At 69.7% G+C, this 17,714-nt stretch carries 12 protein-coding genes; 4 read left to right on the top strand and 8 right to left on the bottom strand.

The window, feature by feature from the left end; all coding sequences use genetic code 11:
- Positions 1 to 43: 43 nt before the first annotated feature.
- From tssC to pmbA, 4 genes are all read right to left on the bottom strand, one after another.
- Entirely contained in the window at positions 44 to 1,543 is a 1,500-nt protein-coding gene (gene tssC / locus ISN38_RS03825; RefSeq protein ID WP_003467685.1) for a type VI secretion system contractile sheath large subunit, read from the bottom strand.
- A 10-nt stretch (positions 1,544 to 1,553) separates the two neighbouring features.
- On the bottom strand, positions 1,554 to 2,060 hold the full coding sequence (gene tssB, locus ISN38_RS03830; RefSeq protein WP_003467682.1) for a type VI secretion system contractile sheath small subunit: 507 nt from the start codon (positions 2,058 to 2,060) through the stop codon (positions 1,554 to 1,556).
- 433 nt (positions 2,061 to 2,493) lie between these two features.
- Complete coding sequence (locus ISN38_RS03835) at positions 2,494 to 2,871, bottom strand: DUF4870 domain-containing protein (RefSeq protein ID WP_003467679.1); 378 nt, start codon at positions 2,869 to 2,871, stop codon at positions 2,494 to 2,496.
- 268 nt (positions 2,872 to 3,139) lie between these two features.
- Positions 3,140 to 4,504 (bottom strand): metalloprotease PmbA, encoded by a 1,365-nt coding sequence (pmbA, locus tag ISN38_RS03840; protein ID WP_047324725.1) that lies wholly within the window; start codon positions 4,502 to 4,504, stop codon positions 3,140 to 3,142.
- Between the two features lie 65 nt (positions 4,505 to 4,569).
- On the opposite strand from pmbA, the gene yjgA reads away from it, so the two are divergent.
- Positions 4,570 to 5,172 carry a ribosome biogenesis factor YjgA gene (gene yjgA, locus ISN38_RS03845; RefSeq protein WP_206710133.1) on the top strand — a complete coding sequence of 201 codons (603 nt, stop codon included), beginning with the start codon at positions 4,570 to 4,572 and terminating at the stop codon, positions 5,170 to 5,172.
- 165 nt (positions 5,173 to 5,337) lie between these two features.
- Here yjgA and tldD read toward each other — a convergent pair whose 3' ends face one another.
- From tldD to ISN38_RS03865, 4 genes are all read right to left on the bottom strand, one after another.
- Positions 5,338 to 6,780, bottom strand: a complete 1,443-nt coding sequence (gene tldD / locus ISN38_RS03850; RefSeq protein WP_003467665.1) for a metalloprotease TldD — start codon at positions 6,778 to 6,780, stop codon at positions 5,338 to 5,340.
- A 64-nt stretch (positions 6,781 to 6,844) separates the two neighbouring features.
- On the bottom strand, positions 6,845 to 10,756 hold the full coding sequence (locus ISN38_RS03855; RefSeq protein WP_206712071.1) for a YhdP family protein: 3,912 nt from the start codon (positions 10,754 to 10,756) through the stop codon (positions 6,845 to 6,847).
- 134 nt (positions 10,757 to 10,890) lie between these two features.
- Complete coding sequence (gene rng, locus ISN38_RS03860; protein ID WP_003470937.1) at positions 10,891 to 12,381, bottom strand: ribonuclease G; 1,491 nt, start codon at positions 12,379 to 12,381, stop codon at positions 10,891 to 10,893.
- Positions 12,381 to 12,947, bottom strand: a complete 567-nt coding sequence (locus ISN38_RS03865; protein WP_003470936.1) for a Maf family nucleotide pyrophosphatase — start codon at positions 12,945 to 12,947, stop codon at positions 12,381 to 12,383. Before ISN38_RS03865 ends, rng begins: the two co-directional genes overlap by 1 nt.
- 133 nt (positions 12,948 to 13,080) lie before the next feature.
- Between ISN38_RS03865 and ISN38_RS03870 the strand changes: the two genes are divergently transcribed.
- The 3 genes from ISN38_RS03870 (at position 13,081) to ISN38_RS03880 (ending at position 17,658) form a co-directional block, all read left to right on the top strand.
- Positions 13,081 to 13,818, top strand: coding sequence for an SIMPL domain-containing protein (locus ISN38_RS03870; RefSeq protein WP_003470935.1), 738 nt, complete (start codon positions 13,081 to 13,083; stop codon positions 13,816 to 13,818).
- Between the two features lie 237 nt (positions 13,819 to 14,055).
- The gene (locus tag ISN38_RS03875) at positions 14,056 to 14,724 is read left to right on the top strand and encodes an energy transducer TonB (RefSeq protein WP_003470934.1); all 669 of its coding nucleotides are present in this window, start codon (positions 14,056 to 14,058) and stop codon (positions 14,722 to 14,724) included.
- A gap of 237 nt (positions 14,725 to 14,961) precedes the next feature.
- A complete protein-coding gene (locus ISN38_RS03880) occupies positions 14,962 to 17,658 on the top strand; it encodes a TonB-dependent receptor (RefSeq protein WP_003470933.1) in 2,697 nt (898 codons plus the stop codon).
- Positions 17,659 to 17,714 lie beyond the last annotated feature (56 nt).

A 17,714-nucleotide genomic window follows, 5' to 3' on the forward strand; every position in this document is an offset into this window, starting at 1 on the left:
GGCGTGACGGAACATCGAACGGCAGATGCGGCGTTGCCGCGGTTCAGGCGCCCTGCGCCGACGGCAGGCGCGACACCAGCCGCAGCGACACGGTCAAGCCTTCCAACTGGTAATGCGGGCGCAGGTAGAACGTGGAGGTGTAGTAACCGGGATTGCCCTCGACGTCCTCCACCGTCACCTCGGCCGCCGCCAGCGGCTTGCGCGCCTTGCTCGCCTCGCTGGAGTTGGCCGGATCGCCGTCGACGTAATTCATCACCCAATCGGTCAGCCAGCCCTGCATCTGCTCGCGGGTGCTGAACGAACCGATCTTGTCGCGCACGATGCACTTGAGGTAGTGCGCGAAGCGGCAGCAGGCGAACATGTACGGCAGGCGCGCGCTGAGCGCGGCGTTGGCGGTGGCGTCCGGATCGTCATACTCCTCCGGCCTGGCCAGCGACTGCGCGCCGATGAACGCGGCCATGTCGCTGTTCTTGCGGTGCACCACCGGCATCAGCCCCATTTTGTCCAGTTCGGCCGAGCGGCGGTCGGTGATCGCGATCTCGGTCGGACACTTCATGTCCACGCCGCCGTCGTCGGTGGGGAAGGTATGCGTCGGCAGGCCCTCCACCGCGCCGCCCGACTCCACGCCGCGGATGCGGGTGCACCAGCCGTACAGCTTGAACGAACGGTTGATGTTGACCGCCATCGCGTAGGCGGCGTTCTGCCAGGTGTAGCGCGAGGAATCGGCGCCCTCGGTGTCCTCCTCGAAATCGAATTCCTCGACCGGATCGGACTTGGCCCCGTAGGGCAGGCGCGACAGCGTGCGCGGCATAGTCAGGGCGATGTACTTGGCGTCCTCGCTGTCGCGCAGCGAGCGCCACGCGGCGTAGTCGGGCGTGGTGAAGATCTTCGCCAGGTCACGCGGGTTGGACAGCTCGTTCCAGTTCTCCATCCCCATCAGCGCCGACCCCGCGGCGCCGATGAACGGCGCATGCGCGGCCGCGGCGATCTGGCCGATACCGCGCAGCATCTCCACGTCCTGCGGGCTGTGATCGAAGTAGTAATCGCCGATCAGGCAACCGTAAGGCTCGCCACCGAGCTGGCCGTACTCCTCTTCGTAGACCTTCTTGAACACCGGGCTCTGGTCCCAGGCGGTACCTTTGTAGCGCTTGAGGTTCTTGCCCAGCACGCTCTTGGACACGTTGAGCACGCGGATCTTCAGCAACGGATCGGTCTCGGTATTGCTGACCAGATAGTGCAGACCGCGCCAGGCGCCTTCCAGCGCCTGGAACTGCGGGGCGTGCAGGATCTGGTTGACCTGCTCGCTGAGCTTGCGGTCGATCTCGGCCACATAGGCGTTGATGGTCTGGGTCAGGTCGTCGCTGACGATGTCGCTGCGGTCCAGCACCTGCTCGGCCAGGGTGCGCACCGCCGCGCGCACCTCCTCGGCGGCGCGCTCGGTGCGCGGGCGGAACTCGCGGTTCAACAATGCGGCGAAATCGCCGCCGGCCGCTTCCTGGGAGGCGGCCTCGGCGACGGCGGCCTGACTGCTGTGCTTTGCCATGATCGTCTCCTCAGTCCTGCGCCGGCTTGGGTTCGGCCGCCAGCGCACGCAGCAGCGCCGGATCGCGGATTGCCTCGGCGACCAGGCGCTCGGCGCCGGCCTTGCCGTCGAGATAGGTGCCCAGGTTGGCCAGTTGGGTGCGCGCCTCCAGCAATTGCGCCAGCGGCGCGACCTTCCTGACCACCGCGGCCGGCGAGAAGTCCTGCAGGCTCTCGAAGGTCACGTCGACCTCGAGCAGGCCCTCGCCGGTCAGCGTATTGGCCACCGCCATCTCCACCCGCGGCCGCATCGCGCGCAGGCGCTCGTCGAAGTTATCGACGTCGATCTCCACCGCCTTGCGCTCTTCCAGCGACGGCAATGCGTCGGCGTTGGCGCCGGACAGATCCGACAGCACGCCCATCACGAACGGAACCTGCACCTTCTTTTGTGCGCCATAGATCTCCACGTCGTACTCGATCTGCACACGTGGCGCGCGGTTGCGCGCGATGAACTTCTGACTGCTGCTGTGGATGGACATGGGGCCGACTCCGGTGGTCTGCGGGATGCCGCAGGCGTCGGCAGACGCCCGCACTGGACGCGTCTCGGCACATCCAGCGTGGCCATGCTCGGCATAACGACGGCGCCGATGAAATCGAAACTCGATATAGGAGGCATCCGCGAGGCACATACCGCCACGGCGGGATCCCGCCTTGGGCCGCGACCACGGCGTACGCTCGACCGGGCGCGAGGCGGCACCGGGTCCCGGTTCCCATGCCGCCGCGCCTCTGCGCGGCACGCAGCAAGACTGCATCGTTCTTGGCGATCGCGCCGTGGACGGCCGCGCGCCCAGGCCGGGGCGGAGCCTGTTGTGCCGAACCCTGGCGCCGTCCGGCACATTCCGCCGCTGGACGCAGGCAAAAAAAAGGCCCGGCGAACGCCGGGCCTCTCGTCGCTACGCGACGGTCACACGCTTACTTGATCAGGCGCAGCGCGAACGGGTAGCGGTAGGCCACGCCTTCGTTGGCCTTGATTCCGGCCAGGATGCAGAACACCAGGTTCACCACCCACACCACCGGCATCAGCAGCCCGCCGATCACGATGACGCTGAGCACCAGACAGATCACGTAGGCGATGGCGACGGTGATCTGGAAATTCAGCGCTTCCTTGGCCTGGTCGTTGAGAAACGACTTGGCCGGGTTGTCCTTGTTGATCAGCCAGATGATCAGCGGGACGATGAAGCCGGCGATGATGCCCGACAGATGGGTGATCAGGGCGACCGTGCGGTCTTCCTGTGGGCCGGTGTCCGCCGGCGGCGGCGGCGGTGCGGTCACGTTGTCGAATTCGCTCATCGTGGTTCCTTTCCTTGTAGTGGTGAGTGGGCAAGACGTGTTGCGCGCCACTCTCGGGGGCCTGCGCGAGCCTGTCAAGCCGTCTGCGCGGCGAGCGACGTGCGTACGCGCCGTGCCGCGGCAATCAGGTCACCCACGCGCCCTGTCCGTAGACGCGCCGCCATTGCACGCAAGCGCTGCGACGCCGGCACCGGCAGAATCCGCGCGCCGGCACCGTCGCCGCCGTCGCGGCCGTCCATGTCGCATGCGCGGCCTGGCAGCGACAGGGTCAGTCGCTTCCGGCCACCGTCATCTTGCCGACCAGCACCGCGCCGATGTGCACGTGCGAGCGCACGTCGATGTCGCGGCCGACTGCCTCGATGCGCTGGAACATCTCGCGCAGATTGCCGGCGATGGTGACCTCGTCCACCGGGTAGGCGATGGCGCCGTTCTCGATCCAGAAGCCGCCGGCGCCGCGCGAATAGTCGCCGGTGACCGGATTGACGCCGCTGCCCATCAGTTCGGTGACCAGCAGGCCGCGCGGAATGCCGGCGGCGATCGAGGACAGGTCGTCCGCATTGGCCGCCACCTGCAGGTTGTGCACGCCGCCGGCGTTGGCGGTGGTCTGCAGGCCGAGCTTGCGCGCCGAATAGCTGCCCAGCACGTAGCGCTGCAGCACCCCGCCGGCAATCAGCGGCGCGGCGCGGGTGGCCACGCCCTCGCCGTCGAAGGCGGCCGAGCGCAGGCCGCGGCGCAGGTGCGGCCGTTCGTCGATCGCGAACCAGTCCGGGAACAGGCGGGTGCCGACGCTGTCGAGCAGGAAGCTGGCGCGGCGGTACAACGCGCCGCCGGACACCGCGCCGAGCAGGTGCCCGACCAGCGAACGCGCCATCTCCGGCGCGAACAGCACCGGCAGCTCGCCGGTCGGCAGCGAGCGCGGCTGCAGCCGGGCCACGGTGCGCTCGGCGGCGCGGCGGCCGATCGCCGCCGGCGCTTCGAGATCCTCGCGCGCCAGTGCGCTGCTGTACCAATGGTCGCGCTGCATGGCGTCGCCCTGGCCGGCGATCAGCGAGCAGCCGATCGAATGGTGGGTGCTGCGCTCGCGGCCGACGAAACCGTGCGAGTTGGCGTATACCGACAGGCTTTCGCTGCTGCCGGCCGAGGCGCCGTCGGAATTGGCTACGCGCGGATCGGCCTCGCGCCCGGCGGCCTCGCAGGACAGGGCCAGCTCGATCGCCTCCTCGGCCTCCAGCGCCCACGGATGCCAGCGGTCCAGTTCGGGTATGTCGCGTGCCATCAGCGCGGCGTCGGCGAGTCCGGCGGCGACGTCGTCCTCGGTGTAGCGGGCGATCGCGCAGGCCTGGGCGACGGTCGCCTCGAGGCTGGATTCGTGCAGGTCGGCGGTGCTGGCGCTGCCCTTGCGCTGGCCGAAGTAGACGGTGATGCCGATGCCGCGGTCGCGGGTGGCCTCGACCGTTTCCACCGCGCCCAGGCGCACGTTGACGTCCAGCCCGCGGTCTTCGCTGCAGCTGACCTCGGCCTGGCTGGCGCCGAGTTCGCGCGCCCGCGCCAGCATGCGCTGGGCGATGTCGGACAGGCGCTCCAGGCGTTCCAGGCTGTCGTCGCGGCGCAGTTCGGAAGTGATCGCGTTCAATGCTTTATCCTGTAGAGGTAACGGCTCCGCGCAACGCGGAGCGGAAAATTCGAATTGGAAAGACGATGCGCGGACGCGACGAAGACACCGGTGAATTCCGCGGCGACAGCCGCAGCCAGCAGCGCCGTGCGGCGCTGGACGTGCTGAGCCTGGGCGAGAAGCTGGTGGCGCTGACCCCGGCGCAGCTGGCAAAGCTGCCGGTGCCCGAGTCGCTGATCCCGCATATCGAGGAAAGCAAGCGCATCACCTCGCACATCGCGCACAAGCGGCAGCTGGCGTTCCTGGCCAAGCAGATGCGCCGCGAGGACGACGCGGCCCTGGACGCGATCCGCGAGGCGATGGATGCCAACAGCGACGGCGCGCGCCGCGAAGTGGCGGCGATCCACCGGGTCGAGGGCTGGCGCGCACGGCTGCTCGCCGACGGCGACAGCGCGCTGTCCGAGCTGCTCACCGAACACCCCGAGGCCGAGCGCCAGCGCTTGCGCCAGCTGATCCGCAACGCCAAGGAAGAGCGGCTGAAGAACAAGCCGCCGCATGCCTACCGCGAACTGTTCCGCGAGCTGCGCGAGCTGGTGCTGGGGGCGGACTCGGGACTCGGGACTCGGGACTCGGGACTCGAAGCAGCGGACCTGGACGCGCTCGAAACCGATCCCGACGAACGCGACTGAGGCGCGGCGCCGGACGCGCGCGGCACCGCATTCGATGGCATCGGACGCGATAGCGACTCGGTGCAAGCGGCGGCGCCGGACGCAGCGGCCGATCGCACCGGCATCGTCATGGCCGCCGCGCGCGGCGCTACCGATTGCCGTTTGCCGATTCCCCATTTCCGGCACTCAAGCCGTCCCGCCCACGGTCAGCCCGTCGATCAGCAGCGACGGCTGGCCGACGCCGACCGGCACGCTCTGCCCGTCCTTGCCGCACACGCCCACGCCTTCGTCCAGCGCCAGGTCGTGGCCGATCATGCGCACCTTCTGCATCGTCTCCGGGCCGTTGCCGATCAGCGTGGCGCCCTTCACCGGCGCGGTGACCTTGCCGTCCTCGATCAGGTAGGCCTCGGTCGCCGAGAACACATACTTGCCGCTGGTGATGTCGACCTGGCCGCCGCCGAAATTGACCGCGTACAGGCCCTTCTTCACCGAGCGGATCATCTCCTGCGGGTCGTGCTGGCCGGCCAGCATGTAGGTGTTGGTCATGCGCGGCATCGGCAGGTGCGCGAACGATTCGCGGCGGCCGTTCCCGGTTGGCGCCACGCCCATCAGCCGCGCGTTCAGCGAATCCTGCATGTAGCCCACCAGCACGCCGTCTTCGATCAGCGTGGTGCAGTTGGTCGGGGTGCCTTCGTCGTCCACGTTCAGCGAACCGCGGCGGCCTTCCAGAGTGCCGTCGTCGACGATGGTCACGCCCGGCGAGGCCACGCGCTGGCCGATGCGCCCGGCATAGACGCTGGTGCCCTTGCGCGCGAAGTCGCCTTCCAGGCCATGCCCGACCGCCTCGTGCAGCAGCACGCCGGGCCAGCCGGGACCCAGCACCACCGGCATCACCCCGGCCGGTGCCGGCACCGCCTCCAGGTTGACCAGCGCCTGGCGCAACGCTTCCTTGGCGAAGGCCTCGGGGCGGCCATCGGCAAACAGCACCGCGTAGCCGTAGCGGCCGCCGCCGCCGGCATGGCCGGACTCGCGGCGCCCGTTCTGCTCGACGATCACCTGCACGTTCAGCCGCACCAGCGGGCGCACATCGGCGGCGAGCACGCCGTCGCTGCGCGCCACCAGCACCGTGTCCACGCCACCGGACAGGCTGACCATCACCTGCTGCACGCGCGGGTCGGCAGCGCGCAGGAACTGGTCCAGGCGGCGCAGCATCTCGACCTTGAGGTCGTTGCCCATGCCGTCCACCGGGTCCAGCGCCGGATACAGCGCGCGCCCGTTGCCGCGCAGCAGCGCTTGCGCCGGCTGCGCGCCGCCGTCGCGGGAAATGGCCCGCGCCGACTGCGCCGCGGCCAGCAGCGCATCGCGGTGGATGTCGTCGGAATAGGCGAAACCGGTCTTCTCGCCGGAAATCGCGCGTACGCCCACGCCCTGCTCGATGGAGTGGGCGCCGTCCTTGACGATGCCGTCCTCCACGCTCCAGCTCTCGCGCCGCGAATGCTGGAAATACAGGTCGCCAAAGTCGATGCCGGGGCCGAGCAGTGTGCCGAAGGCGCGCTCCAGGCTGGTGGCATCGAGGCCGGCAGGAAGCAACAGGCGGGTTTCGGCGAGGCTGAGGGCGTTTTCGGTCATGGGACTCAACATGGGGGACGGGGGCGCTCAGCGCAAGCGCCGGCGGCGCGGCGCAGGCGCCGATTCAGGGACTTCTGGACGCCGCCGGCGGCGCCGGCGGACGCGACGATTCGCGCTCGATCACTTCCACCTTGGGCTCCTTCCACGGGCCGGTGACGCGGTAGGTACGCGCGCCGATCGCACCCAGCGGCTTGCCCAGCACCGCGTTGGCGGCGGCGCCGACCGCCGCGCCGACCGGGCCGCCGGCGACCGCGCCGACCACGGTCAGCAGATTGCCGGACTTGGGATTGACGTCGATGGTCTGGTCGAACTGCTGCGCGCGCAGGTCGGCCTGCCCGCGCACCTTGATCTCCGCGGCCGGGCCATCGATCAGCATCGATTGGCTGCGCGCGACGCCGTTGCCGAACTGCACCTGGCCGTCGATGCGGTTGAAGGCGAAGCCCTTGGAAAAGAAATCGCGGAAATCGAACATCAGCCGGCGCGGCAGCTGCGCCACGCTGAGCAGGCCGAGCACGCGCCCGGCACCGGGGTTCAGTTCCAGCAGCTGGCCGTTGCGCGCGGCCACGTCGAGCTGGCCCTGCAGGGTGGCCAGCTGGAACCCGGCCGGGTCGCCGGGCCAGGCGGCGCGCAGATTCAGCGTGCCTTCGCCGCCACGCAGCTGGCCGCCGAAATCCAGGTTCTGCATCAGTTCGCCCAGGTCCTGGCTGTCCACGCTGGCGCTGAGCTGGGTGCGCGCGGTGGCGCCCTTGCCGCGCCAGTCGCCGCTGATGTCGATCTTCTGCTTGTCCGAGCGCAGGTGCAGCTGGTCCACCTGCATGCCGTCGCTCAGCTTGCGGGTGCGCAGCGAGGCCGCGCCGAGGTTCATCGCGCCGAAGCGCAGGTCGTCCACGTCCAGCGCAAGCGCCGGGATCGAGGCCGGGTCGATCGCCTCGGTCAGTGGCCGCACCGCCGCTGCCGCTGCCGCTGCCGCTGCCGCTGCCGCTGCCGCTGCCGGCGCCGGTGCCGGGTTGGCGGCGCTGGCGGCCGCGGCCGCCGCCGGGGCGGAGGCCGGCGCGGCGCGCCAGTGGACCCGCGCCAGGCGCCCGCCGAGCACCCCGCCCGGCTTGCTCGGCACGCTGAGCTCGCCGGCCAGCGCCGCTCCGTCCAGGTGCACCGCCACCGTGTCGGCCTGCGGCTGCAGGCGCAGACGGGTGTTGTCGAACACGCCGCCGAGCAGCAGCAGATGATCGGCCAGCACGTCGATCTGGCGCAGCGGGATCGGGTCTTCGGCGCCCGGCGTGGCCGACTTGTTCGGATCCGGGCCGCTTACCAGGCCGATCCAGTCGATCGCGTTCAGCGAGGCGGTGCGCCCGCTCACGATCAGGCCGCTGGCCGGCGGATCCTCGCTCACGTGGTCGCTGCCCATCACCACCTTGACCCCGGTCCTGCCGTTCTGGTTGCGCGCGACCAGCGCCATCAGCTTGCCGAAGGCCAGCTCGATGCGCCCGCTGCCCACCGGCAGCGGCACCGCGACCGAGGTCGCCAGCGGCGCGGCCACGCCTTTGTCCATCGGCGCCGGCAGCAGCAACTGGGTGCCGACCAGGTCCGAATGCAGTTGCAGGCGGGTCGGCGGCTGCGCCCCGCCGTCGGCGGTCTTGGGCAGGGCGACGCCGATGTTCCAGCGCGAGCGGCCCTGCACGTAGGGCTTGAGCCAGGCCATTTCCGGCGCCCGGTCGAGCAGTTCGTCGGCATCGGCCGACACGCTCAGCGCGGCCTGGAACGCCTGCTGCGGATCGCTCACGCCGTCGCCGGCACGCAGCGCCAGCGTGCCGGGATGGCCCTGCTGCAGCACCGCCAGTTGCGGCGCCTCGAAACCGGTGTCGCGGTAGTCGGCGCTGCCGCGCATGTCGTCGAAGGCCACGTCCCAGCGGCTGTCGGCGATACGCGCGCCGAGCAGTTCGACCTTGCCACGCAGGTGGTGGGCGCCGACATCGGCGCGCAACGGCTGCAGCAGATCGAAGCTGACGTCGGCCGGGCCGGAGGCGCTGAGCGCGTCCAGGGTGTCGCCATAACGCTTGCGCAGCGGGCTCTGCCGCAGCATCGCCAGCAGCGTGCCGGTCTCGGCACGGCTGCTGGCCAGCACGCTGAGCTGGCCCTGCATGTAGTCCGGCAGGGTCGCCGACAGCCGTTGCACCGGCACCCCGCCCATCTCGCCGCGGCCCTGTATCTGGAAGCCATTGCCGATGAACACGACATCGGCGTCCACCTTTTCCACCGCCGGCCACTCGTGCTGGAAGCGCACCTTGCCGTCGTCCAGCCGCCCGCTGGCCTCGAAGCGGCCGTTGTGGTCGACGAACGGCCACTGGTCCAGGTCGCCGGAGATCAGCACGCGGCCGCCGCGCAGGCGCCCGCCCTGCAGCGCGGCATCCAGCCAGTCGGTGGCGGCCTTGCTCATCTTCGAGTGCACCCAGAATTTCTTCGCCGCCACCACCGGCGCGTCCTGCAGCTGCGCGGCCAGATCGATCCACGGCCGCGAGCCGTCGGCCTGGAAGCACAGACCGCCGCGGACGTCGGCGCCGTAGTCGGTGCCCTGCACGCGCAGCGCCGGCGTCGCCACGCGCAGGTCCTCGCCATCGCGGAACACCACGATGCGCCCGGCCAGTTGCACGTCGTGCGGCACGCCGAACCCGCTGGGCCAGTCGAAACGCACCGGACTGGAAGCGTCCAGCACCAATTCCCCTCCCTGCGCGTCGCCATCGAAGCGACCGCGCAGGCCGCTCACCCCGGGCGACTGCCCGACCGGCGCGAACGCCAGCTCGCTCAGGCGGCCCTCGCCGTACAGGGGGCCGCCGGCGCGGCCGGTCAACGCCACCTGGGTCAGCTGCAGCCGCGGCCGGGCCGCGTGCAGCCAGGCGCGCAGGGACGGCGACAGGCTGTCGCTGAGCGCGGCCACCGCCAGCAGCGGCGCTGCGTCCAGGTGCGCGCCGAGCAGCGCGAAGCGGCGCCCGCCGGCCACGGTGAGCCCGTCCAGGCGCTGCGTCGGCTGGCCGGCCTGGCCAATCTGCAACTGCGGCGCATCCAACCGCCAGCCACCGTCGATCTGCCGCCAGCGCGCGGTGGCACGCAGCGTGGTGAATGCGATGTGCGGCCGCGCGGCGCCGGCCGCCAGCGGCGCGCCGCTCAGGCGCAGGTCGCGCAACATGGCCTCGACGCTGACCCCGACGATCCGGTGCTGCTGCAGCTGCGCCCAGCCCTGCACCTGGCCGGTGCCGGCGTCCACGCGGATCCCGCCGGCCTGCAGCAGCCCCGACCAGCCGGCCAACTCGGCCGGGCGCGCGGCCACATAGGCCTGGCCATTGCCACGTCGGCGGTCCATGTCCAGCACCGCGGTCAGCGGCGCCTGCTGCGGGTCGATCCAGCCCTGTGCGCCGACGCGCAGGCGGTCGTCGTCCACGCGCAGGCGCAGATCGATCTTCGGCAAGCGCGCATCCACGCCCAGTTCCGGCGCATGCAGCGCCAGCTGGCCGTCGATGACCTGCAGCTCGCCCAGACCCTGCAACGCGTCCAGCGGATCGCCGCCCTGACCGGTACTCGGCAGGCCCTGCACCGACCAGTTGCCGTCGGCGCCGCGCAGCAGGGTCAGCGCCAGCCCGCGCAGGCGCAGTTCGGTGAACGAGCGGCCCGGCAACAGGCCGGCGTACATCGACACCAGCACCTCGGCCTGGCCGACCCGCACCCCATCGCCGGCGCCCACGCGCAGCCCGTCCAGGCGCAGCAGCGGACCGCGCCGGGTCCACGCGGTCTCGACCCGATCGAACTGGATCGGGCGCCCGGCGCGCTCGCTGAGCCAGGCCTGGATCCGCTGCGGATGCCGCTCCACGAACGGCAGCGCCTGGCTCAGCGCGCCCACCGCCAGCGCCACGCACACCAACCCGATCGCCACCGCGTAGAAAGCGAAACGGCGGGCCAGGCGCAGGCAGCGGCGCAGGGGGGGCATTCAGGCGGGACTCGGGACGCGGGACGCGGGACTCGGAAAAGCGACGGTGCAAGGACGGCACTCGCGCACCGAAACCCGACAGCGCTCGCGCTTGTGCTTGCCGCGTCCCGCGTCCCGCGTCCCGCGTCCCGGCCTCACAGCAACACCACGTCGAACTGCTCCTGCAGGTATTGTTCGTCGGCCTGGAAGCGGATGCTCTTGCCGAGGAATTCTTCCAGTTCGGCCACCGCCGAGGATTCTTCGTCGGTGATCCGCGCAACGACCTTGCTTGAGGCGATCACCAGCAGCCGCGCCGCGTCGAACTGGCGCACCGCACGGGTGATCTCGCGGAAGATCTCGTAGGTCACGGTTTCGGCGGTCTTGATCGAACCGCGCCCGCTGCATTCCGGACACGGCTCGGACAGCTGCCGCTCCAGGCTCTCGACGGTGCGCTTGCGGGTCATCTCCACCAGGCCCAGCGGCGAGAATTCGTACACCGTGGTCTTGGCGTGGTCGCGCGACAAGGCCTTCTCCAGCGTGCGCAGCACCTGGCGCCGATGCTCGGCGTCGTCCATGTCGATGAAGTCGATGATGATGATCCCGCCCAGGTTGCGCAGCCGCAGCTGCCGCGCCACCGCCTGCGCCGCCTCCAGATTGGTGCGGAACACCGTTTCCTCGAGATTGCGCTGGCCAAGGAACGAGCCGGTGTTGACGTCGATGGTGGTCATCGCCTCGGTCTGGTCGATGACCAGGTAGCCGCCGGACTTCAGCGGCACCTGCTTGTCCAGCGCGCGCGCGATCTCGTCCTCCACCCCGTACAGGTCGAAGATCGGGCGGTCGCCGGTGTACAGCTCCAGGCGCTCGGCCAGGATCGGCATGTACTTGGCGACGAACGCCTGCAGCCGTTCGAAGGTCTCGTGCGAATCGACCTTGACCTTCTCCACGTCCTTACGGATCAGGTCGCGCACCGCGCGCAGCGGCAGGCTCAGGTCTTCGTAGATGATGCTGGCCGGGGCGCCGTCGCGGCCGCGCCGCTCGACCACGTGCCAGACCCGCGACAGATAGGCGATGTCCTCGGCCAGCGCCTCGGCCGGCTGGCCCTCGGCATTGGTGCGGATGATGTAGCCGAAGCCGCCGTGGCTGGCGGCCAGGTCGGCGACCAGGGTCTTCAGGCGCAGCCGCTCGGCCTCGTCCTCGATCCGCGCCGACACCCCGATCACCCGCGACTGCGGCAGCAGCACCAGATAGCGCGAGGGAATGCTGATCTGCGTGGTCAGCCGCGCGCCCTTGCTGCCGATCGGATCCTTGACCACCTGCACCACGATGTCCTGGCCGTCGCGCAGCAGCTCCACGATCGGCACCCCCGACGCCACCGGCAGCGGCGGCGCCTCGTCGGTATCGCCATTGGCCACCGGCGCCGGCCGCACCACATCGTTGGCGTGCAGGAACGCCGCGCGCTCCAGCCCGACCTCGACGAACGCCGCCTGCATGCCCGGCATGACCCGCTGCACCCGGCCCTTGTAGATGTTGCCCACCACCCCGCGGCGCCACCCGCGCTCGATGTGCAGTTCCTGCAGCATGCCGTTCTCGATGACGGCCACCCGGGTCTCGCGCGGCGTGACGTTGACCAGGATCTCTTGCGACATCAAAGCACTCCGAAGGCGCGCAGCAGTTGGGAAGTCTGGTGCAGGGGCAAGCCCATCACCCCGGAATAACTGCCGTCCAGGCGGCTGACGAAGCGCTCGGCGCCGCCCTGGATCGCATAGGCGCCGGCGCGCCCCATCGGCTCGCCGCTGGCCACGTAGTCGGCGATGTCCTGCGCCGACAGCGCAGCGAAGCTGACCTGGGTCGGCACCAGCAGCACCTCTTCGCGCGCCGCGGCGACCAGCGCCACCGCGGTGATCGCCTGGTGCGTGCGTGCCGACAGCGCCGCCAGCATCGCCGCCGCGTCGGCGGCATCGGCCGGCTTGCCGAACACGCGATCGCCCAGCACCACTTCGGTGTCGGCGCCGAGCACCACCGCATCGGCGCTGGCGGCCAGCTGCGCCATGCCGGCACGGGCCTTGTCCAACGCCACCCGGCGCACATAGGCATGCGCCGATTCGTCGGCCGCGCGCACTTCCGGCACCTCCAGATCGAGGATCCGGAACGGTACGCCCAGGCGCGTCAGCAGTTCGTTTCTGCGGGGAGAACGGGAAGCCAGATACAGCATGGCGAAAGGATAACCCGGCGGGCCTGACTGAACGATCGCTAATTCCGCAGGCGCAGATTCGACCCCGGCCCGCATCACGACGCGTTCATCGTCGCGGCAACACCCTCGCTCCATCCTTCAAGGAAAACATCCGATGCGCGCACTCTCCGTCCGCCCGCTGCTGCTGGCCCTGACCCTCGCCCTAGGAGGCACGATGACCGCCCATGCCCAATCCGCCACGCCGGCCTACGCCGTGCCGGCCGACGGCACCTTGCTCAACATCGCCGCCCAGGCCGAGGCCAAGCACGCCCCGGACGTTGCCACGCTGTCGGCCGGCGTGGTCACCCAGGCCAGCGACAGCGCCGCGGCGATGCGCCAGAACGCCGAGCAGATGACCAAGGTTCTGGCCGCGGTGCGCGCCGCCGGCATCGCCGACAAGGACGTGCAGACCAGCGGCATCAACCTCAGTCCGCAGTACAAGTACGTCGACAACCAGGCGCCGCAGGTCGTCGGCTATCAGGCCAGCAACTCGGTCAACCTGAAAGTGCGCGACATCGCCAAGCTCGGCAAGGTGCTGGACGCGCTGGCCGCGCAGGGCGCCAACCAGATCAACGGCCCCAGCTTCGAGATCGATAATCCGGAACCGCTGTACGACCAGGCCCGTGTCGATGCGCTGAAGAAGGCGCAGGCACGCGCGCAGACCTACGCCAAGTCGCTGGGCCTGCGCGTGCGCCGCATCGTCAGCATCTCCGAAGGCAGCGGCGGCGGCGTGCGCCCGATGCCGATGATGCGCGCGATGGCGATGAAGGCGGAGATGGACAGCACCCCGGTGGCGACCGGCGAGAGCAGCGTGTCGGTCAACCTGGACGTGGTGTTCGAACTCGGCAAGTAAGCCCCGCTCGCACCAGTTTGCCGACGACGGCGCCTGCGGGCGCCGTCGTCGTTTCTGCGCCATGCGCTCCCATGCCGCGGCGCTGGCGTGCGGGTCCGTTGCCGGCGCTTGCCATGGGGACGGCAGCAGGCGCAATGTCGGAAACGCGGGCGGGTGGCGCATCGACCCCGTCCGCCGCGCTGGCGCGTTTGGTCGTACCGCAAGTCCACAAGACGCAGGTCATCATGGAGGTGGATCATGGTTCGCACGCAACTCCCCGCTCCCTCGTTCGCTATCGACCTGTCGCGGATCCTGGCGCTCAGCGCCGCGATCGGCCTGCACCTGCTGGCCATGCTGCTGTTGCTGATTCCGCTCTCGAACGTGGCGCCGCCGCAGGCACCGGCCAAGGCGCAACCCGTCTGGCAGCAACCGATCGTGGTCCCGATCACGCCGCCGCCGCAACCCACGGTGCAGCCGCAGAAACGGCCCATGACCCAGCCGCGGGTGCCGACCGCCGCGCCGGTGCCGGCCCCGGTGCAGGCAGCGTTGGCCGACGCCAGCCCGGGGCCGGTGCAGGACGCGATCGCCGATCCGGCTGCGGTCACCGTCGAGCCGAGCGTGCCGCCCACGCCGGTCAGCGCGCCGGTCGCCGGCATGCAGTTGCAGTACCTGCGTGCGCCGGCCCCGCCCTACCCGCGCGATGCGCTGCGCGATGGCCTGCAGGGCAGCGTGTTGCTGCGCGTGCTGGTCGGCGTCGACGGCCAGCCGTTGGAGGTCAGCATCGCCAGGAGCAGCGGCCACCGGATCCTCGACCAGGCCGCGCGCGAGCAGGTGCTGAAGCGCTGGAAGTTCCATGCTGCGCTGCAGCAAGGAATGCCGGTTCAGGCATATGGACTGGTCCCGGTGAATTTTTCGTTAGGCCGTTGAATGCGGGTGCGGCCCCGCTGCAGGAGCGCGCGTCGGGGTCGCCTTAATCCAAAATTCACAATTCATTCATGTTAAATACATGTAGATGGCACCAGCCGACCATTTGTGTCGGCACCTGGCAAAAATTAGACATCAAAACTTGCGCTTCCAGTTAGGAGAGAGACTGTGAACAACCCGAACCAACGGCGTGCAACCCGCCGCCATATTCTTTGCGCGTCCGTCGCTGCCGCCCTCGCCATGACTGCCGCCGTCCCCGCCGCGTTCGCGCAGGAGGCGGCGACCACCCTCGACCGCATCACCGTCACTGGCTCCAACATTCCCCGCACCAACACCGAGACCCCGTCTCCAGTGCAGGTGGTCACCCGCCAGGAAATCGACCGCACTGGCAAGAGCACGGTGGCCGAATACCTGCAGACGCTGACCTCCGACGGTGCCGGCTCGATTCCCAAGAGCTTCGGCAACGGCTTCGCTGGCGGCGGCGCCGGCATCTCGCTGCGCGGCCTGGGCGCCGGCTCCACCCTGGTGCTGTTGAACGGCCGGCGCATGGCCACCTACGGCCTGGCCGACGACGGCCAGAAGGTGTTCACCGACCTGAGCACCATCCCGCTGGACGCAGTCGAGCGGATCGACATCCTGAAGGACGGCGCCTCGGCGATCTACGGCTCCGACGCCATCGCCGGCGTGGTCAACATCATCCTGCGCAACGACTTCGAAGGCGCGATCCTGCGCGGCTCCTACGGCCTGTCCGGCGACAGCGACGGCGACGCGCGCAAGGCGACCCTGACCGCCGGCACCGGCAGCCTCGCCAACGATGGCTGGAACGCGTTCTTCAGCCTGGACGTGGGCAAGTCCGACGCGATCAAGATCAGCGACCGCAAGGACCGCAAGTGGATCGGTACCGGCGACATCCGCCGCTACGGCTACGGCAACGATGCCCAGTTCCTCGGCGGCGCCTACCTCAGCGGCGGCACTGTCGGCGGCACCGGTCCGAACGGCTCGGTGTTCAACAACGCCGCCACGCCGCAGCTGGTCGCCCTGCCCGGTTGCGCCGGCCTGACCACCATTCCCGGCCAGACCGATGCCACCGCGCAGGCCCAGGGTTGCCTGTGGGATCCGACCCAGCAGTACCGCGACCTGAGCCCGCAAGAGAAGTACGTCAACGTGTTCGCCCGCGCCAGCTTTGCCTTCGGCGAGGGCGGCGAGATCTATACCGAGATCGGCTACTCGAAGAAGGAGACCGTGTTCTCCAACACCCCGTCTGGCGTGTCCGGCGGCTGGGGCTATCCCGGCGGCCCGGTCAACGCCAGCAGCGGCGCCGGCGCCACCATGCTCTATGCCGGCCATCCCGACAATCCGCTGCCCTACGCCGCGCGCGTGCGCTACAGCGCCTGGGACGTGGGCCCGCGGGTGACCGACAACACCAACGCGTTCAACCGCTTCCTGGTCGGGGTCAAAGGCAACTGGGGCGAGTGGAGCTACGACACCGCTTACCTGCATTCGGGTACCGACCTGGTCAACAAGCGCACCGGCTTCCTGCGCTACAGCTCGGTGCGCTGTGTGCTCGGCAACCCGGCCTGCGCGGCCGGCACCTGGCGCATCGGCGACAACGCCGGGCTGAACTCGCAGGCGTTGTACGACTACATCTCGCCGGCCATCAGCGCGACCGCCAAGTCCAGCCTGGACATGTTCGACTTCAAGGTCTCGCGCAGCCTGGCCGACCTGCAGGGCGGCCCGCTGGGCCTGGCGCTGGGTACCGAATGGCGCAAGACCAGCAACAGCCTGACCCCGCAGACCTTCACCGACATCGGCGACATCATCGGCCTGGGCTACTCGGCCTACGACGGCACCCAGAACGTCTATGCCGCCTACGCCGAGCTGTCGGCGCCGGTGCTGGAGCAGCTGGAACTGTCGGCGGCAGTGCGTTACGACAAGTACGAGAGCGGCGACGGCAAGGCCACGCCGAAGCTGGGCGTGAAGTGGACCCCGGCCGACTGGATCGCCCTGCGCGCCACCTACGCCGAAGGCTTCCGCGCGCCGAACCCGGCCGAGAACGGCGATGGCGGCCTGGCCGCGTTCTCCAACGCATCCGACCCGGTGCGCTGCGCGATCGACCCGGCCAACGAATGCGGCGGGCGTTCGGTAGCGCTCATCACACGCCCGAATCCGGCGCTGAAGCCGGAAGAGTCCAAGAGCTACTCGTTGGGCTTCGTGCTGCAACCCACCTCCAGCACTTCGCTGACCGTGGACGCCTGGGAAATCAAGCGGACCAACGAGATCGCCCAAAGCGACACCAAAGACGCGATCCTGGCCGGCGATGTCCTGCGCGACAGCAACGACATCGGTGGCGTGGCCAACAGCGGCACCATCCTGGCGATCAATACCGATTACGTGAACGCCAACTCCTCGCGCGTGCGCGGCATCGATACCGACATCCGCCAGACCTTCGCCATCGGCCCGGGCCAGCTGGAGCTGGATGCGCAGTGGAGCCACCTGCTCAAGTTCGAGCGCACTGGGGCTAGCGGCACGGTCGATTACGTCGGCACCCACGGCAACTGCGACGTGACCAACTGCATCGGCACCCCGCAGGACCGCGTCAACGTCGGCACCACCTGGAAGCAGGGCAGCTGGAGCGTCAGCGGCGTGGTCAACTACATCGACAGCATCGAGAACAAGGACAGCCGCGGCGGCAGCTACCTGGCGTTCTACGCGGACGACACCCCGGTCGAGAAGATCGCCTCGTTCACCACCTTCGACCTGTCCGGCCGCTGGAACGTCACCGAGGCGTTCGAACTCAATGCCTCGGTGCAGAACCTGTTCGACCGGATCGCGCCGCTGGATCCGTCCACCTACGGCGGCGTCAACTACAACCCGCTGCACTTCAGCGGCGCAGTCGGCCGCTACTTCACCGTGGGGGCGAAGTACACGTTCAACTGATCGAACGCGTTGCGCTACACAAAAAGCCCGGGCCTGAGCCCGGGCTTTTTGTTTGC

It is taken from the genome of Xanthomonas translucens pv. undulosa (genome assembly GCF_017301775.1).
Lineage (GTDB): Bacteria > Pseudomonadota > Gammaproteobacteria > Xanthomonadales > Xanthomonadaceae > Xanthomonas_A > Xanthomonas_A translucens.